Here is a 17,886-nt window from a genome sequence, read left to right as displayed (position 1 = left end):
GTACGCTCGATCCTGATGACAGGAACGGATGGACCCACCAAGGACCGATCGGCCGTACGTTCACTGCTGCGCCTGTGGCCATACGTGCGTCCGGTGCGAACGCGCCTTGCCTGCGCGGCGTTTGTCGCGGTGCTGGCCTCCTGCCTGGGCCTGGTCATCCCGCTCGTCCTGAAGTGGATCGTGGACGGCCCGGTGGCGGAGGGGGACCCGGGCGGGGTGTGGCTCGGCGCGCTGTTCGTGCTGCTGCTCGGGCTCACGGAGGCGGTGCTTTTCGGCCTCCGTAGGTGGCTGGTGGCGCGGCCGCTGGCCTGGGTGGAGGCGGCGATGCGGGACGATCTGTACCGGCATCTGCAGCGGCTGCCGATGGCCTTCCACGACCGGTGGCCGTCGGGGCAGTTGCTGTCGCGCGGCACGACGGATCTGATGCTGCTGCGGATGTTCCTGGCCTTTCCGCTGACGTTTCTGCTGGTCAACGGGGTGACGATCCTGGTCGGGTTCGTCATCCTCCTCCAACAGCAGTGGTCGCTGGGGCTGGTGCTGCTGGCGCCCGCGATTCCGCTCGTGGTGCTCTGCTCGGTCTTCGAGTCGAAGTACTCGCTGGTCGCGCGGCGCTCCCAGGACCAGGTCGGTGATCTGACGACGATCGTCGAGGAGAGCGTGCTCGGCATCCGCGTCATCAAAGGGTTCGGCCGCCACCGCAGTCAGGCCCACGCGTTCCGGGAGCTGTCGCTGACGCTGCGGGGCACCGAACTGACCAAGGCCCGGCTGCTCGCGGGGATATGGGCGACCATCACGGCCCTGCCGGAGCTGGCCGTCGGCGCGGCGCTGGTCCTCGGCACGGTCCAGGTCGCCGACGGCGACCTGTCGGCGGGCACGCTGGTGGCGTTCCTGTCGACGGCGCTGGCGCTGCGCTGGCCGGTGGAGTCGATCGGCTTCCTGCTGGCGATCAGCCAGGACGCGGCGACGGCGACCGAGCGGTACTTCGAGGTGATGGACGCGCGGGAGGAGACGGAAGACGTGGTCTCCGCGCCCGCCGCCGTTCAGCACTCCGCGGCTCCGGGCGGGATCGTCTTCGACGGGGTCGAGTTCCGCTACCCCGACGCGCCCCACGGGAGTCCGCCCGTCCTGGCCCATATCGATCTGCACGTACGGCCGGGCGAGACCATGGCCCTCGTCGGAGTCACCGGCAGCGGCAAGACGACGCTCACCACGCTCGTACCGCGGCTGCACGAAGTGACGGGCGGGCGGATCACGCTCGACGGGCAGGACATCACGTCCATGACGCGCGAGCGGCTGCGGCAGCTGGTGTCCGTCGCCTTCGAGGAGCCCACCCTGTTCTCGGCGAGCGTCGGCGAGAACGTCCTGATGGGCGCGGGCGACGGCGACGGCGAGGCCGAACTGGCGCGGGCACTGGACACCGCGCAGGCCGGCTTCGTACACCGGCTGCCGCAGGGCACGGCCACCCGGGTCGGCGAGCAGGGGCTGAGCCTGTCCGGCGGACAGCGGCAGCGGCTGGCGCTGGCCAGGGCGGTGGTGGGCAGGCCGCGCTTCCTCGTCCTGGACGACCCTTTGTCGGCGCTCGACGTGCATACGGAGGCGCTGGTGGAGGCGGCGCTGCGGCGCGTACTGGCGGACACCACCGCGCTCGTCGTCGCGCACCGTCCGTCCACCGTGCTGCTCGCCGACCGGGTGGCGCTGCTCTCCGACGGCCGCATCACGGCCGTCGGCACGCACCAGGAACTGCTGCACAGCAGCGACGAGTACGCCTGGCTGATGTCCGGGGCGGGCGACAGCGGGGCCGTCGGCGAGAAGGGGGACATCGCATGACCACGACCGCGGACGGCCAGGCGGAGGACGACCGGAAGTCTGCCCGGACCTGGCCGCCCCCGAAGGCGAATCCGCAGCCGCAGCCGCCGAACGAGCGCACGCCCGGCACAGCGGGCGCCGCCGGGGCGGGGGCCGGGGACCAGACCGCAGCCGGGACCGCCCGGGGCGGGGAGCGGGACGGTGACCCGTTCGACCGGGACGCGTTGCCCGCGCCGAAAGGGGCGACGGGGGCGCTGCTGCGTTCCCTGCTGCGGCCCCGGCGGGGCAGGGTCGGCGTCACCACGCTGATCCTGCTGCTCCAGCAGGCGGCGGTGCAGGCCGGCCCGCTGCTCGTCGCGTATGCCATCGACCGGGGCGTACCGGCCCTGCGACGCGACGACTTCGGGCCGCTGGTCGTCGTCGCCGTCTGCTATCTGCTGTGCTCGGTCGGCGCGGGCCTGCTCCAGTACGCCTTCACCCGGCTCGCCGCCCGCGTCAACCAGGACGTACTCCTCGACCTGCGCGGCAGGATCTTCCGGCACGCGCAGGCGCTGAGCGTCGACTTCCACGAGCGGTACACCTCCGGGCGGCTGATCTCCCGGTCGACGACCGACGTGGAATCGCTGCGGCAGCTGCTCAGCGAGGGCCTGCAGGAACTGATCGGTGTCGTCCTGTCCTCCGTCTACATCTGCGCGCTGCTGCTGTATCTCGACGTGGGCATCGGCGGGCTCGCGGTGCTGTCGTTCGTACCGCTGTATCTGCTCATCCGGCGCTACCGGGCCCGTGTCTCCGTCATCTTCAGCAAGCGGTCGACGGCGATCGCCGCCGTCATCGTGAAGTTCGCGGAGACGATGAACGGGATCCGGCCGGTACGGGCGTTCCGGCGCGAGCGGGCGAACGACGCGGAGTTCCGCGCGCTCAACCACCATCACGAGCGGACGAACGGCGACGGTCTGCTGGAGATGGCGCAGTACGTCGTCGGCTCACGGCTGGTCGCCAACACCACCGTCGCCGGGGTCGTGCTGTGGGGCGCCTACCAGGTCGCCGGCGGCAGCCTGGCGCTCGGCGTCCTCGCCGCCTCCGTTCTCTATCTGCGGCGGCTCTACGACCCGATCGACCGGCTCGGGATGTTCCTGAACTCCTACCAGTCGGCGGCCGCGTCCCTGGAGAAGATCGCGGGCCTGCTCGCGCAGACCCCGACCGTCCGCGAGCCGGCCGAGCCGCGTGAGCTGCCCGCCCCACTCGGCGGCGGGCCGGGCCGCGAGGTCGTCTTCGACGGTGTCAGCTTCGCCTACCGCACCGGCGGCGAGGTCCTCCCGCGCCTCAGCCTGACGCTCCCGGCCGGCCAGACGGTCGCCGTCGTCGGCTCGACGGGCGCCGGCAAGTCGACGCTCGCCAAGCTGCTGGCGCGCTTCTACGACCCGATCGAGGGCCGCGTCCTGCTCGACGGCACCGACCTGCGCGATCTCGCCGTTCCCGAACTGCGGCGCGGGGTGGTGATGGTGACCCAGGAGGCGTTCCTGTTCTCCGGCACGGTCGCCGAGAACATCGCCGTCGGCCGCCCCGACGCCACCCGCGAGGACATCGAGCGGGCCGCGAAGGCGATCGGCGCGCACGACTTCATCAGCGGTCTGCCCGAGGGGTACGACACGGACGTACGCAAACGGGGCGGCCGGATTTCGGCGGGGCAGCGGCAGTTGGTCGCCTTCGCCCGCGCGCTGCTCGCCGACCCCGCCGTGCTGATCCTCGACGAGGCGACGTCGTCCCTGGACGTGCCGGGCGAGCGGGCGGTGCAGCGGGCCATGGACACGGTGCTGCGCGGGCGTACGGCAGTGGTGATCGCGCACCGGCTGTCGACGGTGGAGATCGCGGACCGGGTGCTGGTGATGGAGCGCGGCCGGATCGTCGAGGACGGCACCCCCGCCGGACTCATCGGCGGTACGGGACACTTCGCCGGCCTGCACCGGGCCTGGCGGGACAGTCTGGCCTGACAGCCCGTTCACAGCCGGTCCGCCTTCGCCCTCCCGTTCAAGTACTCCTCGAACGTCACCGTCCCGACGGCCCGGTCAGGAGCCAGGTTGCCGCCCTCGCGGAACGCCCGGAACGTCTTGCCCGGCAGCCGAACCGGCACGAGCCGCCGACGCCGGCCCGCCGCGCGCAGTGTCGACGCCGCGAGGTCTCCGGCGTCGCGCACCTCGGGGCCGCCCATGTCCGGCACCCGCCCTGCGGGGGCGGCCAGGGCGAGTTGCGCGAGCCGCCCGGCGACCTCGGTGACCTCGACGGGCTGGAAGCGCAGGCCGGCCGGCACCAGCGCCACCGGAAGCCGCCGCTGGGCGAGGGTCATGGCGGCGACCAGGTCGTGGAACTGCGTGGTGCGCAGGGTCGTCCACGGCAGTCCTGAGGCTTCGACGAGCCGTTCCGCCGCGAGCTTCGAGTCGTAGTAGGAAAAGGGGACCCGGTCGACGCCCACGATCGAGATGTAGACGAAGTGCGGGTTGCCGGCCTGCCGGGCGGCGTCGATCAGCCGCCGGGTCGTCGCCACGTCGTTACGGGCGTTCGTGGCGCAGTGCACGATCGTTCCCACGCCCCGCACCGCCGCCTCGAGTCCCTTGCCCGACGCGAGGTCGCAGACCGCCCATTCGTACGGCCGGTCGTCGTACGCGCGCCGCGGGCGGCGGCTCATCGCCCGTACTGAAGCACCGTCCGCCAGCAGGCGGTCCACCACGGGGCGTCCCAGTGTGCCGGTGGCACCCGTGACCAAAGTCGGTCTGTCCGTCGTCACTTTCCCGAGCCTCCAGATCAGCGTTGAAACCGGTCGGTCCGCAGCATCATCGTCCTTCGGTCGCGGACCGCCGCCGGGGCCCCCGGTGGCGTTGCGGCAACGGCCCGCGAAACGTCCGCTTAACGAACATGACTATTCGGGCAACGGACGAATTCCGGCCAACTTCTTGACGCGCTCCTGACACAGGGTCCTCGCTCCTGCCACTCTTCCCCCGTTCCGCGCTCCACCTTGCTCCGCACGGCTCTGCCCGGGCAGCCCACCCAAGCCGCCCGCCACCCCCCTTGCAGAAGGAGTTCGCGTGAGATCCACGCCCAGACGACGCGCCACCGCGACCGGCGCTCTGCTGACCGCAGCGGCACTGCTCACCGTCGGCGTACAGGCCGGCACCGCATCGGCCGACGACCCCCGGACCGCCGCGCCGAAGACAGCCGCAGCGGGGAAGGCCGACCCCGGCGCCCTGCCCGCGAAGCTCTCCCCCGCCCAGCGCGCCGAGCTCATACGCGAGGCCAACGCCACCAAGGCGGACACCGCCAAGGATCTCGGCCTCGGCGCCAAGGAGAAGCTCGCCGTACGCGACGTCGTCCAGGACCGCGACGGGACCACTCACACGCGGTACGAGCGCACGTACGACGGACTCCCGGTCCTCGGCGGTGACTTGATCGTCGCCGAGACCAAGGCGGGCAGGACCGAGGGGGTGACCAAGGCCTCCAGGGAGCAGCTCAAGTCCGTCGACACGAGCGCCGAGGTCGCGCCCGCCGTCGCGGAGAAGCAGGCACTGGGCGCCGCGAAGGCCGAGGGCTCGAAGAAGACCGAGGCCGACCGCGCCCCGCGCAAGGTGGTGTGGATGGGGCAGGGCAAGCCCACGCTCGCGTACGAGACGGTCGTCGGCGGCCTGCAGCACGACGGCACCCCGAACGAACTGCACGTCGTCACCGACGCCTCCACCGGCAAGAAGATCTTCGAGTGGCAGGCGATCCACAACGGCACCGGCAACACCCAGTACAGCGGCCAGGTGACGGTCGGCTCCGCCCCGTCGTACACCCTGACCGACACCGGGCGCGGCAACCACAAGACGTACAACCTCAATCGCGGTACGTCGGGCACCGGCACCCTCTTCTCCGGTCCCGACGACGTCTGGGGCGACGGCACACCGCAGAACCTCGAGACGGCGGGCGCGGACGCGGCGTACGGCGCCGGGCTGACGTGGGACTACTTCAAGAACGTGCACGGGCGCAGCGGCATCCGCGGTGACGGTGTCGGCGCGTACTCCCGCGTCCACTACGGCAACGCGTACGTCAACGCCTTCTGGTCGGACGCCTGCTTCTGCATGACGTACGGCGACGGAGCCGGCAACGCGAAGCCGCTCACGTCGATCGACGTCGCCGCGCACGAGATGACGCACGGCATCACCTCCAACACCGCCGGCCTCGTCTACAGCGGCGAGTCGGGCGGCCTCAACGAGGCGACCTCCGACATCTTCGCCGCCGCGGTCGAGTTCAACGCCAACAACCCCAAGGACCTCGGCGACTACCTCGTCGGCGAGAAGATCGACATCCGGGGCAACGGCACGCCGCTGCGCTACATGGACAAGCCGAGCAGGGACGGTTCGTCCAAGGACGCCTGGTACTCGGGCATCGGCTCCATCGACGTCCACTACTCGTCCGGTCCGGCGAACCACTGGTTCTACCTGCTCTCCGAGGGCAGCGGCGCGAAGACCGTCAACGGCGTCAGCTACGACTCGCCCACCTCCGACGGTCTGCCGGTGACCGGCATCGGCCGGGAGAAGGCCGCGCAGATCTGGTTCAAGGCGCTCACGACCAAGTTCGGCTCGTCGACCAACTACGCCGGTGCGCGCACCGGGACGCTCGCGGTCGCCGGTGAGCTGTACGGCACCACCAGCGCGGAGTACAAGGCCGTGGCGGACGCCTGGGCGGGCGTGAACGTCGGGACGCGTCCGGGTGGCGGTGACCCGGGTACGGGCACGTCGTTCGAGAACACCGCCGACGTGGCCATCCCGGACTACGGTGCGGCGGTCACCTCGTCGGTCACCTCGACCAAGACGGGTGCTGCGCCGAGCGCGCTCAAGGTGGGCGTGGACATCGTGCACACCTGGCGCGGTGACCTGGTCGTCGACCTGCTGGCTCCGGACGGTACGGCGTACCGCCTGAAGGGCTCCAGCGGCTCGGACTCCGCGGACAACGTCAAGGAGACGTACACGGTCAACGCGTCGTCCGAGACGGCGAACGGCGTCTGGAAGCTCAAGGTCCAGGACGTGGCGAGGCAGGACACCGGGTACATCAACAGCTTCAAGGTGACGTTCCCGTAAAGCACTCCTGTAAAGCACCCCCGTAAGGCACCTCGAACACAGACCAGCCCTGCGGGAGCGGACCACCGTTCCCGCAGGGCTGTTCCATGTGCCGGTACGGGCCGTCAGCGCATCAGTACGCCCGCGCCCTCCCCCGTCGCCTCCGTAGGCAGCGCCACCAGGCCCAGGTCCGCGCTGTGCGGCAGCAGGCGGTGGGACGGCAGTATCCGGACCGTGTAGCCGAAGGGGCCCGTGCGGTCCAGGGCCAGCGGGCCCTCGTACATCCAGCGCCCTTCCAGGTCCGGGCCGCCCGCCGGCTTCAGCGGGAAGGTCTGCGCCTCGCCGATCGCGTCGTCCGGGTCGACCCGGCCCGCGACCGCCTGCACCTCCACGTCGTCGGGGCCGAGGCGGCCCAGGGCGACGCGTACGCGCAGGACGAGCGTCGAGCCCAGCTCCGCCGTGCCATTGACCGGGGTCGCCGCCGTCGCCTCGACGTGGTCCACCGCGACCTGCGGCCACGCGGCGCGCACCCGCGCCTTCCACTGGGCCAGCTCGCGGGCCGCGTCCGGGAGCATGGCGCGGTGCGCCTCGGCGGCCGGTGCGTACAGCCTCTCGACGTACTCCCGCACCATGCGCCCCGCCAGCACCTTCGGGCCGAGCCGGACCAGGGTCTGACGGACCATCTCGATCCAGCGGTCGGGCAGTCCGCCGCGCCCCCGGTCGTAGAAGCGCGGCGCGACGCGCTGCTCGATCAGCTCGTAGAGAGCATTGGCCTCCAGCTCGTCGCGGCGGTCCTCGTTGGTCGCCGCGCCGTCGGCCGTCGGGATCGCCCAGCCGAAGTCCGGCTCGAACCACTCGTCCCACCAGCCGTCGAGCACCGACAGGTTGAGGCAGCCGTTGAGCGCGGCCTTCATGCCGCTCGTCCCGCAGGCTTCGAGCGGACGCAGCGGGTTGTTCAGCCAGACGTCGCAGCCGGGGTAGAGCTTCTTGGCCATGCCCATGCCGTAGTCCGGCAGGAAGACGATCCGGTGACGTACGCGCGGATCGTCCGCGAACCGCACCAGCTCCTGCACCAGCCGCTTCCCGCCGTCGTCCGCCGGATGCGCCTTGCCCGCCACCACGATCTGGACCGGCCTGGTCGGGTGGAGGAGCATCTCCATCAGGCGGTCGCGGTCGCGCAGCATCAGGGTGAGGCGTTTGTACGAGGGAACCCGGCGCGCGAAGCCGATCGTCAGGACGTCGGGGTCGAGCGCCTCGTCGATCCAGCCGAGTTCGGCGTCGCCCGCGCCGCGCTGGCGCCACGACGCGCGCAGGCGGTCCCGTACCTCCTGGACCAGCTGCTCGCGCAGGGTGCGCCGCAGCTCCCAGATGTCGGCGTCCGCGATGTCGGCGACGGCGTCCCACCGCTGGGAGCCGCCGACGGAGCCGACCGACAGGGCGTCCTCGGCGCGGCCCGTGCCGATCTGCCGCGCCCCGAGGCGCATGACCTCGGGGGCGACCCAGGTCGGTGCGTGCACGCCGTTGGTGACGGAGGTGATCGGTACTTCCTCGGGGTCGAAGCCGGGCCACAGCCCCGAGAACATCTGGCGGCTGACCGCGCCGTGGAGCGTGGAGACGCCGTTGGCGCGCTGGGCGAGCCGCAGACCCATCACCGCCATGTTGAAGAGGTTCGGCTCGCCGCCCGGGTAGGTCTCCATGCCGAGCTGGAGGATGCGTGCGACGTCGACGCCCGGCAGTTCGCCGGACTCACCGAAGTGGCGCGCGACGAGCTCGCGGTCGAAACGGTCGATGCCGGCCGGGACCGGGGTGTGGGTGGTGAAGACGGTTCCGGCCCGCACCGATTCCAGCGCGGGGTCGAATTCCACCCCCTCGCCCGCCAGCTCCCGGATCCGCTCCAGGCCGAGGAAGCCGGCGTGCCCCTCGTTGGTGTGGAACACCTCGGGGGCCGGATGGCCGGTCAGGCGGCAGTACGAGCGGACCGCCCGCACCCCGCCGATGCCGAGCAGCATCTCCTGGAGCAGCCGGTGCTCGCTGCCGCCGCCGTACAGCCGGTCGGTGACGTCGCGCTCCCCCGCCGCGTTCTCCTCGACGTCCGAGTCGAGCATCAGCAGTGGTACGCGTCCGACCCGCGCCTGCCAGATGTGGGCCCGCAGGGACCGCCCGCCGGGCAGCGTCAGCGCGACCTGGCTGGGGGCGCCGTCGGCCTCCCGGAGCAGGGAGACGGGCAGTTCGTTGGGGTCGAGGAGGGGGTAGTGCTCCTGCTGCCAGCCTTCTCTGGACAGGCTTTGCCGGAAGTATCCGTGGCGGTAGAGGAGTCCGACCCCGATGAGGGGTACGCCGAGGTCGCTCGCGGCCTTCAGGTGGTCCCCGGCGAGGATGCCGAGGCCGCCCGAGTACTGGGGCAGAGCCGCTGTGACTCCGAATTCGGGTGAGAAGTAGGCGACGGCGGCAGGCAGTTCCGGGGTGGGCGACTGCGACTGGTACCACCGCCTGCCGCGCAGATAGTCGTCCAGGTCGTCTGCCGCGGCGGTCAGTCTGCGCAGAAACCGCCGGTCCTGGGCCAGCTCGGCCAGCCGCCCGGCAGGTACGGCCCCGAGCAGCCGTACGGGATCACCCCCGCAGGCTGCCCAGCCTTCGGGGTCCACGGCCTGGAACAGCTCGCGGGTCTCGGTGTGCCAGGACCATCGCAGATTGCGGGCGAGGTCGCTGAGTGGTCGTAGAGGTTGGGGGAGAACGGGGCGCACGGTGAATCGACGAATGGCCTTCACGTGTTCCACCTTCGCAGGGGACATACGAACCGGGTCGGACGCACGGCGGTGTGTGTCCGGCCTTTCCCTCACGAAGGTAGTGGCACCCCGCCCTCCGCAACCACGGCGCACGGGGGCGCTGAGGATCAGCGCAGGGCGTGCACCCCGACGTCGTACGGCGATCCCAGGTTGACGGTGGCCGGGTCGAAGGCCCCGGTCGCCGCGTACGTGGCGGCGATCGCCGCCAGTTCCCCGGCCGGGATCACCTCGTCGATGTCGGTGAAACCGTCCGGCGCCCGCTCGTGCGCCAGATTGATGACGACCTCGGGTCCCAGCCGCCGGTTGGCCCGCTGGAGTTCGGTCATCGCGGGCCTGCGCTCGGCCTCGTACGCCGCCAGTGCCCCGGCCGGGTCGGCGTGGAGCGCCATGGCGTGGGCGAGGGCGCGGGCGTCGACAATGGACTGGGTCGCGCCGTTGGACCCGATCGGGTACATGGCGTGGGCCGCGTCGCCGATCAGCGTCGTACGGCCGTGACTCCAGCGCTCCAGGGGGTCGATGTCCACCATGGGGTATTCGAACGCCCGGTCGGTGGCCCGCAGTACGTCCGGGACGCTGACGCCGTCGAACTGCCAGCCCTCGTAGTGACGCAGGAACTTGCCGACCGGTACCGGCCGGTTCCAGTCGCCCCGCGAGGCGTCGTCGACCGAGTCGGCGGTCATCGCGAGCGCCCAGTTGACCAGCACTTCCCCCGTCTCCGGGTCCGGTTCGGTCATCGGGTAGACGACCGCCTTCTGCCGGTCGGAGCCCGCGACGAACATGAAGGAACCCGCTCGCTCGGCGGGCATCCGCGAGGTGCCGCGCCATACGAGCATGCCGTTCCACGGCGGCTCTCCGCTGCCCGGGTCGAGCGCGGCGCGGACCGTTGAGCGGATGCCGTCGGCGCCGACGAGTACGTCGGGCTCCAGGGCCGCGTGCCCGCGCGTCCCGTCTTCGCGGTGCTCCAGCTGTACGTGCGGCCTGCCGTCCGGCCGCACGGTCACACCGCACACCCGGACGCCGCCGACGATGGCGTCCGGGCCCAGCCGTTCCCGTACCGCGTCGGCCAGCGTCAGTTGCAGGTGGCCGCGGTGGACGGACAGCTGCGGCCAGTGGTAGCCGGCGCCGAGACCCCGCGGCTCGCGGGAGATCAGGCCGCCGGAGCAGTGGTAGTAGCGCAGCTCGCGGGTGCGTACGGCCTGCTGCTCGAGTACGCCGAGGAGCCCGAGCGCGTCGAGTTCACGCACGGCGTTGGGCATGATGTTCAGCCCGGCGCCGACCGGCTGGATCTCGCGCGCCGCCTCCACCACGGTGATCCGGTCGAAGCCGGCCGCGTGCAGGCTCAGGGCGGCGGTGAGCCCGGCTATGCCTCCGCCTGCGATCAGGATGTGGGTCATGGGGGGAGTCCTTCAGACGTGTGAGGCGACCGGGGCGCGCCGGCGGGCGGTGGCGCGGCGCACCAGGGTCTCGTTGTCCCGGGTCAGGTCGAGCACGGAGCGCAGCAGCTCGATCGGGGCGCCGCCGGAGCCCACCTCGTACAGCCGCACGTCCTCGCTGTACGCCTTGCGCGCGATGCCGATGTGGCGGGCCCGGAAGGTCTTGAGGATCCGCAGTACGCGGGTGAGGGAGACGGCGGCGGCCGCGAGCTGCGGGGACAGCCGGTCCGCGTTCTCCCAGTCGATGGCGGTGGCCAGCTTGGAGACCGCGGAGGTGCCACCGCTGTGCGCGGCGTAGAAGTCACGCCAGGAAGGCAGGGAGTACTGCACCGACTCGGCGAGGAAGGCGTCGTACTCCGGGCCGCTGTGGTCGCACTGCCACAGCGTCAGGTCGACCAGCCACAGCGGCACCTGGGCGGCCGCCGGGCCGAGGTAGTCGCTGCCCGCGACGTCGATCTCCTCGAAGTACGGGCGCAGTATCTGCGCGAAGAAGACCGGCGAGACGTTGGCGACGGTGAAGTCGATGGAGTCGACCATGGACTGGACGTGCTGGGCGGTGCGGTCCAGGGCGATGGCGAAGCCCGGGTCGTGCGGTTCGAGGCGGGCCAGCGCGGCGCAGGTGTCGAGCGAGGCGGCGAGGCTGGGGAAGACCATGCGGACGGCGTCCTGGAGGTTGCCCTCCATCTCCTCGCCCGTGTACATGCGCTGGCGTACGCCGATGGGGTTCCACGTCGTGTAGTGGTGCACGGTGTCGCGCGGCACCATGTCGGTCCGCCGCCCCAGCGCCTCCAGCACGGGCAGGGCTTCGGGGACGACGCCGAGCGGCTCGACGCCGTGCCGTTTGAGGGAGCCGAGGATCATGCCGAGGTCGCGCATCGCGGCGAGCGACTCGACGACGCTCCAACGGTCGACGGTGGCGTGGACCGGCAGGAGGGTGCGCAGCGCGACGGTGAGCGCGGGCACGTCGGCGTCGCGGTTCATCGCCGGCAGTACGGCGAGCAGCGGGTCGGCGGCCAGTGGGTCGGCCTGGCGTATCTCGGATATCCGGTAACGCGGTTCGCTGAACCGGTCGAGACCGGGCGCGACGAGGTCGGCGGGGTCCGTCAGGTGCGTGAGCTGCGTCAGGTGCGTCAGGTGCGTGGTCATGGAATGCCCCTTCGGGCCGTGGATTCGGTGGATGCCATGCGGTGCGGCCGACGGCGTGGTCCGCTGCGGTGTGGGCGCGGCGGAGGTTTGCGCAGTGCGGTGGTGCGGTCCGTGGTGGCGGCCCCGGATCAGTCGCGGCGGCGGCTCGTGGCCGGCCGGCGCGTGGTGCCCGGACGGCGCCGGGGCGTTCCGTACGCGGGGCAGCACTGCCCGTCCGTACGGCACGCCGGGGCGCACCGGAGCGCGGCGAGTCCCGCGCGCGGGCGGGCGGCGCCCCTCAACGCCGCCCGCCACGGCCTCACTTCACGGCGTCCTCCACCTGCTCCCGGGGTACCGGGAGGTCCGCGGCCGCGGGGAGGCGCAACCGGGTGGAGAGCAGTGCGGCCACGCCCGCGAAGGCGGCGCCGACGAGCAGTGCGGCCCTGAAGCCGGCGGTGTCGGCCGTGGCGGCGGCGCTGGAGGACGCGTCCGTGACGGCGGTGGCGACGGCGACCAGGACGGCGAGGCCGAGCACCGAGCCGAACTGCTGGCTGGTGTTGATGAGCCCGGAGGCGAGCCCCGTCTCCTCGGCTGACGCCTCGGCCGTCGCGGCCACGTTGGTGGTGACCATGACGAGCGGCAGCGCGACGCCGAGCACCAGGCTGGGGGCGAGGACGGTGGTGAGGAGGGTGCCTTCGGCGACGAGCGCGAGGGCCAGCCAGGCCGTACCGGCGAAGAGCAGTGCGAAGCCGAGCGTCATCGTGGAGCGCAGACCGAGCCGGGCGATGAGGCGCCCGGTCTGCGGCGCGGTGGCGACGACGACGACCGACAGCGGCAGCAGCCCGAGCCCGCCGACGAGCGGCGAGTAACCGAGCACGCTCTGGAGATAGAGGCTGACCAGGAAGAACATCGGGAAGAGTGCCATCTGCGCGAGCGCGCTCAGCACATTGGCGAGCCGCAGCGCGGGCCGTCGCAGTACGGCGGGCGGCACCAGCGGACGCGCGATCTTCCCTTCGAGTACGGCGAAGGCGACGAGCAGCAGCACTCCGGCGCCTGCCGCGCCCAGCGTCCGCCCGCTGGTCCAGCCCGCCTCGCCGGCGCCGACGAGGGCGTACGCGATCAGGCCGAGGCCGCCGGTGGCGGTGAGCGCGCCGCCGAGGTCGAAGCCGCGCTCGGCGGAGCGCGTACCGCCGTCGAGGAGGCGCAGGGCCAGTACGCCGAGCAGCAGCCCGACGAGCACATTGAGCCAGAAGGTGGAGCGCCAGCCGAGCAGGTCGGTGAGGACCCCGCCGAAGACGGTTCCCAGTACGCCGCCGAGCCCGCCCATCGCGGCGAACGCGCCGAGCGCCTTGTGCCGCCCGGGGCCGTCCGGGAACAGGATCAGCAGCAGGGCGAACGCGGCGGCCGCGGCCAGCGCCGCGCCCACGCCCTGGACGGCGCGGGCGGCGATCAGCGCGCCGGAGGTGGTGGCGATCCCGCCGACGGCGGAAGCGGCGGCGAGCAGGGCCAGCCCGGCGACGAACAGCCGCCGGTGGCCGAGCAGATCGGCGGTGCGCCCGCCGAGCAGCAGCAGCCCGCCGAAGGTGATGAGGTAGGCGTTGGCCACCCACGACAGTCCCGCCGAGCCCGAGCCGAGGTCCTCACCGATCGAGGGCAGTGCGACGTTGATGATCGCGGTGTCCATGATCAGCAGCAGCTGGGTGGAGGCGAGCAGCGCGAGCGCGGCCTTCGGAGAGCCCTTCACAGTGCCGAGCGCTCCTCGCGCCCCGCCCCCAGCGTGTATCCGTCGAGACAGGCTTGCGCGAGGGACTCGCACGCTCCGGTGTCGCCCTCCCACACCTGCTGCATCAGGTAGATGTGCGGGGCGCCGTGGTAGAAGCGCTCGTACTGCTCATGGCGTCCGGCGAACTCCGAACCGAGCGCGTCCCAGGCCAGCTTGAGCAGCTTGATCCGGTCCTCGGCGGGGTGCCCGGGCGAGCGGATGTACTTCCTGACCAGCGGCCCGAGCTCGGGGTGCAGCAGATCCTCGGCGGAGGCGGGCAGCTGGATGACGCCGCCGCCCGCGAGCATTTTGATCTCCTGCACGGCCTGCGGGTAGAGCTCGCCGGCCATGATGCGCTGCGCGAAGGAGATCTCCTTGCCGGGCTTGACCCCGTGCCCGCCCTCGACGTTCTCGTACGAGGCCTCGGCGGCCAGCACAAAGGCTTTGGCCTGCGCGACTTTCCCCATCAGCCGGCCGATGGCCTGGGTGACGGGCGGCAGGCTGTAGGTGTTGTTGGCCTTGGTGATGAGGATGGCGAGACCGGTGAGGAACTCGATCTTGGTCCAGAAGCGGGTCGCCGCCTGGTGCACGAAGTTGACGTACGCCGGGGTCTGCCACCACATCTTGAAGCTCGCGTCGACGTTGCGGTAGGCGAGGACGTTCTCCCACGGTACGAAGACGTCCTCGCAGACCAGCAGCGCGTCGTTCTCGTCGAAGCGGGAGGAGAGCGGGTTGTCGAAGACGCTGCGCGCCTGCGCCTCGTACGACGTGCGCGACAGGAACTTCAGCCCCGGGGTGTCGATCGGCACCGAGAAGCAGACGGCGTGCTCGACGTCCTGCGGGGCGAGGGGCTCGATCGTCCCGACGATGACCTCGTTGCCGAAGACGGCGCCGGTGCCGATCATCTTGGCGCCGCGTACGACGATCCCGCCGTCCCGCTCCGCGACGACGCGGACCACCAGGTCGTCCTCCTCCTGCTCGGAGGCGGACTTGGTGCGGTCGATCTGCGGATTGGTGATGGTGAAGGTGGGATAGAGGTCGCCCTCGGCCAGCCGCCGGTGGTAGGCGAGGGCGTTCGGGGCCCCGTCGAACGACTCCGTGGTGAACACCTGGGGCAGCGCGGCGAAGCCGGCGGCGCCGGCGGCCATGTAGTCGGGCGTACGGCCGAGGAAGCCGAAGCTTGCCTCTGCCCACACCTTGTGGGCCTGGCGGCGGGCGACCAGGTCCTCGTACGATCGCGGGATCGTGTACGCGCGGTGCACACCGTCCGAGGTGAGCACGGGTGTGTGCGCGGAGTCGTGCGCGAGGTCGAAGAGGCGCGCGATGGATCCCGCGGTGTTGCGGAAGGCGGGGTGCCGGGTGACGTCCTTGACGCGTTCGCCGTCCAGCCACACCTCTCGGCCGTCTCGCAGCGATTCCAGATAATCCTGACCGGACCTCGTCACCATTTCTCCTCATGCGGAACGGCACTGCCGCTGCCGAGCCTGTCTGGCCGTGCCCGCCCCGGCAATGAACACCCGTCCACCGGTCCTTATGAACCGGCCAGTCCGTGGCGCGGGACGGCGGCCCTGCTGGGCTTGTTCCCCACCCCGCCCCTTCCCGCTGTGACATTTTGCGGCTGCCGCCGCGTGAGGGGGCAAGCCCCCGTGCCCCCGGCCCGCCCCAACAGCAGCCCACCCCCTACGCCACCCCCGCCGCGATCCGGTACTCCCCCGGTGTCGTCCCGAACCACTTGCGGAACGCGAGGTGGAAGCCCACCGAGCTCTGGTAGCCCACCCGCTGCGGCACCGCCGACTGCGCCACCGTCGTCTCCCCCAGCAGCCGCGCCGCCTCCTGCATCCGGCGTCCCGTCAGGTGCCGGGCCGGCGCGTCCCCGACGAGGCTGCGGAAGGCGGCGGTGAAGGCCGACCTCGACATGCCGACCTCCCGGGCCAGCGACTCGATCGTCCACGGCTCGGCGAACCGGGTCGCGATGATCACCATGGCCCTGCTGATACCGGGGTGACGGAGTACCGGCAGCGCGGCCGGGTTGTCCGCGAGTTCCCGCAGCAGCGGCCGGAGCGCGAGCACCAGCGCCATCTCGAACGCGCGCAGCGTAATGAGCCGGTCGCCGGGCCCGACGGGCCGGTCCGGCGCCGCCAGCAGCCGCAGCGTGTCCCGGAGCAGCGGTTCGGCGGCGACCTGCGGACCGTCGAGCACCAGGGCCCACGGGAGCGCCTTGTAGAGCCCGGTCGCGGCGCTCGCGTCGTAGTGCAGCCCCGCGCACAGCAGCCGACTCTCCGGCCCCCCGCCCTCGATCCTGATCTCGCCGGACGTACCGGGCTGCCGCTCGGGCAGCACGGCCCGCAGCGGCACTCCCTGCCGGTCCGGCCGGTCGGAGAGCCGGTGCGCGATCCCGGTCGGGAAGACGGCGAGATCACCCGCGTTCAGTTCGAGCGGCGTCTGCCCCTCGCCGCTGATCCAGCAGCCGCCCTCCACGATGTAGTGGAGTACGGCGCAACTCTGCTCGGCGTCCCCCTCGATCGCCCAGGGTGCGCTCACGTGCCAGCGGCTGTCGAAAACGCCGGTGAGACGCAAGGGCTTCAGCAGCTCGCTGAGCAGATCGTCGCCTTCGTCGCTTTCGTGGCCGTCGTGGCCTGCTCGTTCCATGCCGTCCATTGGACGATCCCTCAACCCTCGCCCCGGTTTGTTAATTGATCGGCCTAAGCCCCCGCCGCCAGCCTGGAAAGACCGTTCACGGCAACAGCCTCACCCTATCGAAGGGCTCTACACACTCATGTCCGATCACATTCCGATGCGGGTCGCGGTCGTGGGGGCGACCGGCTTCCAGGGCGGCGCCGTCGCCCGCCTGCTGGCCGAGCGGAAGCACCGCATCCGCACACTGACCCGCAAGCCCGAGAGCGAGCGCCCCGACCTCGCGGGTGCCGCCTTCGTCTCCGGCGACCTCGCGAACGCCGACGACGTACGCAACCTCTTCGAGGGCGCCACGCACGCCTCGGTCGTGATGCCGCTCGTGTACGACGCCGAGACGGTCGGGACGTACGCGCGCAACATCGCGGGTGCCGCTCGTGAGACCGGAGTGCGCAGGGTCGTCTACAACGCCAACACACGCGTCCCCGAGGCCTCCACCAATGTGGCGGCCTTCGAGACCCGGCGGCTCGCCGAGACAGTACTGCGGGAGGGCCTGCGCGGGAGCGGTGTCGAGCTGGTCGTACTGCGGCCGCCGGTCTACCTCGACAACCTTTTCAGTCCCTGGAACGGCCCGGCACTGGCGCAGGACGGCCTACTCGCCTACCCCCTGCCCGTCGACACGAGGACCGCGTGGATCTCCCACCGGGACCTCGCCGAGTCCGTGTACGCGGCGCTCACCGTGGACGGTGTCGACGGCCGCACGCTGGACATCGGCGGCTCGCAGACCCTGACCGGCGACGAGCTCGCGGAGGCGTTCGCGCAGGGGCTGGGCCGCGACGTGCACTACGTGCCGCTGCCGCCGCACGTCTTCGAGGAGGGACTGGCGCAGGTCGTCGGCCCGGAGGCAGCGGCCGGTGTGGCGGGCATCTACCACTACATGGCGAGCGGCGCGGGCCCCGGCCTGATGGCGGGCGACGACGGCGCCGCCGCCGAGGCGCTCCGGGTGAAGCCGGTGCCGGTGGACGAGTGGGTGGCCAGGCAGCCGTGGCAGATCTGGTCGGACGACGCGACGCCGGTCTCCTAGTTCTGGACGACCTGCGAACGACCTGGGTGATCACCTCCTCAATGCCCTCACCGGCGGTACGGCCAATTCCAACCCGCCGTGCGGTCTTGTAGTGCTTCACAGCGCACGAGACGCTGCCCAGGGCCGTCTGCGGCAGCACCACGGGGGGACCGGCAGCGAGTGCCGGCCCAAC

General features: G+C 71.7%; 11 protein-coding genes. 4 read left to right on the top strand and 7 right to left on the bottom strand.

From position 1 onward, the window contains the following. Positions 1-15 precede the first annotated feature (15 nt). Positions 16-1,827, top strand: coding sequence for an ABC transporter ATP-binding protein (locus AC1P0E_RS23860; protein ID WP_482744171.1), 1,812 nt, complete (start codon positions 16-18; stop codon positions 1,825-1,827). Beyond that, on the top strand, positions 1,824-3,797 hold the full coding sequence (locus tag AC1P0E_RS23855; RefSeq protein WP_482744170.1) for an ABC transporter ATP-binding protein: 1,974 nt from the start codon (positions 1,824-1,826) through the stop codon (positions 3,795-3,797). The genes AC1P0E_RS23860 and AC1P0E_RS23855 overlap by 4 nt, the downstream gene beginning before the upstream one ends. Positions 3,798-3,805: 8 nt before the next feature. Here AC1P0E_RS23855 and AC1P0E_RS23850 read toward each other — a convergent pair whose 3' ends face one another. Continuing rightward, on the bottom strand, positions 3,806-4,588 hold the full coding sequence (locus AC1P0E_RS23850) for an SDR family oxidoreductase (protein ID WP_482744169.1): 783 nt from the start codon (positions 4,586-4,588) through the stop codon (positions 3,806-3,808). A 298-nt stretch (positions 4,589-4,886) separates the two neighbouring features. Here AC1P0E_RS23850 and AC1P0E_RS23845 point away from each other — a divergent pair, with 298 nt between their 5' ends. Continuing rightward, complete coding sequence (locus AC1P0E_RS23845; protein WP_482744168.1) at positions 4,887-6,914, top strand: M4 family metallopeptidase; 2,028 nt, start codon at positions 4,887-4,889, stop codon at positions 6,912-6,914. A 104-nt stretch (positions 6,915-7,018) separates the two neighbouring features. Here the strand turns inward: AC1P0E_RS23845 and glgP are convergent, their stop codons facing one another. The 6 genes from glgP to AC1P0E_RS23815 form a co-directional block, all read right to left on the bottom strand. Then, entirely contained in the window at positions 7,019-9,661 is a 2,643-nt protein-coding gene (glgP, locus tag AC1P0E_RS23840; RefSeq protein ID WP_482744167.1) for an alpha-glucan family phosphorylase, read from the bottom strand. Positions 9,662-9,786: 125 nt separating this feature from the next. After that, positions 9,787-11,073: an FAD-dependent monooxygenase gene (locus tag AC1P0E_RS23835; RefSeq protein ID WP_482744166.1), complete on the bottom strand. Its 1,287-nt coding sequence runs from the start codon at positions 11,071-11,073 to the stop codon at positions 9,787-9,789. A gap of 12 nt (positions 11,074-11,085) precedes the next feature. Next, positions 11,086-12,258 carry a monodechloroaminopyrrolnitrin synthase PrnB family protein gene (locus tag AC1P0E_RS23830; RefSeq protein ID WP_482744165.1) on the bottom strand — a complete coding sequence of 391 codons (1,173 nt, stop codon included), beginning with the start codon at positions 12,256-12,258 and terminating at the stop codon, positions 11,086-11,088. 298 nt (positions 12,259-12,556) lie between these two features. Next, the gene (locus AC1P0E_RS23825; protein WP_482744164.1) at positions 12,557-13,981 is read right to left on the bottom strand and encodes an MFS transporter; all 1,425 of its coding nucleotides are present in this window, start codon (positions 13,979-13,981) and stop codon (positions 12,557-12,559) included. After that, complete coding sequence (locus AC1P0E_RS23820; protein ID WP_482744163.1) at positions 13,978-15,447, bottom strand: 4-hydroxyphenylacetate 3-hydroxylase family protein; 1,470 nt, start codon at positions 15,445-15,447, stop codon at positions 13,978-13,980. Before AC1P0E_RS23820 ends, AC1P0E_RS23825 begins: the two co-directional genes overlap by 4 nt. A gap of 232 nt (positions 15,448-15,679) precedes the next feature. Beyond that, positions 15,680-16,648, bottom strand: a complete 969-nt coding sequence (locus tag AC1P0E_RS23815; protein WP_482744162.1) for an AraC family transcriptional regulator — start codon at positions 16,646-16,648, stop codon at positions 15,680-15,682. A 127-nt stretch (positions 16,649-16,775) separates the two neighbouring features. Between AC1P0E_RS23815 and AC1P0E_RS23810 the strand changes: the two genes are divergently transcribed. Beyond that, positions 16,776-17,714, top strand: a complete 939-nt coding sequence (locus AC1P0E_RS23810; protein WP_482744161.1) for an SDR family oxidoreductase — start codon at positions 16,776-16,778, stop codon at positions 17,712-17,714. The last annotated feature ends 172 nt before the right edge of the window (positions 17,715-17,886 follow it).

It is taken from the genome of Streptomyces sp. TRD_SC_5 (assembly GCF_056836825.1).
This window is presented reverse-complemented; position numbering and strand designations above follow the sequence as displayed.

Coding starts and splice junctions, on each gene's coding strand:
- AC1P0E_RS23860 (WP_482744171.1), top strand. CDS start 16: ATGACAGGAACGGATGGACCCACCAAGGACCGATCGGCCGTACGTTCA.
- AC1P0E_RS23855 (WP_482744170.1), top strand. CDS start 1,824: ATGACCACGACCGCGGACGGCCAGGCGGAGGACGACCGGAAGTCTGCC.
- AC1P0E_RS23835 (WP_482744166.1), bottom strand. CDS start 11,073: ATGACCCACATCCTGATCGCAGGCGGAGGCATAGCCGGGCTCACCGCC.
- AC1P0E_RS23830 (WP_482744165.1), bottom strand. CDS start 12,258: ATGACCACGCACCTGACGCACCTGACGCAGCTCACGCACCTGACGGAC.
- AC1P0E_RS23820 (WP_482744163.1), bottom strand. CDS start 15,447: ATGGTGACGAGGTCCGGTCAGGATTATCTGGAATCGCTGCGAGACGGC.
- AC1P0E_RS23815 (WP_482744162.1), bottom strand. CDS start 16,648: ATGGAACGAGCAGGCCACGACGGCCACGAAAGCGACGAAGGCGACGAT.
- AC1P0E_RS23810 (WP_482744161.1), top strand. CDS start 16,776: ATGTCCGATCACATTCCGATGCGGGTCGCGGTCGTGGGGGCGACCGGC.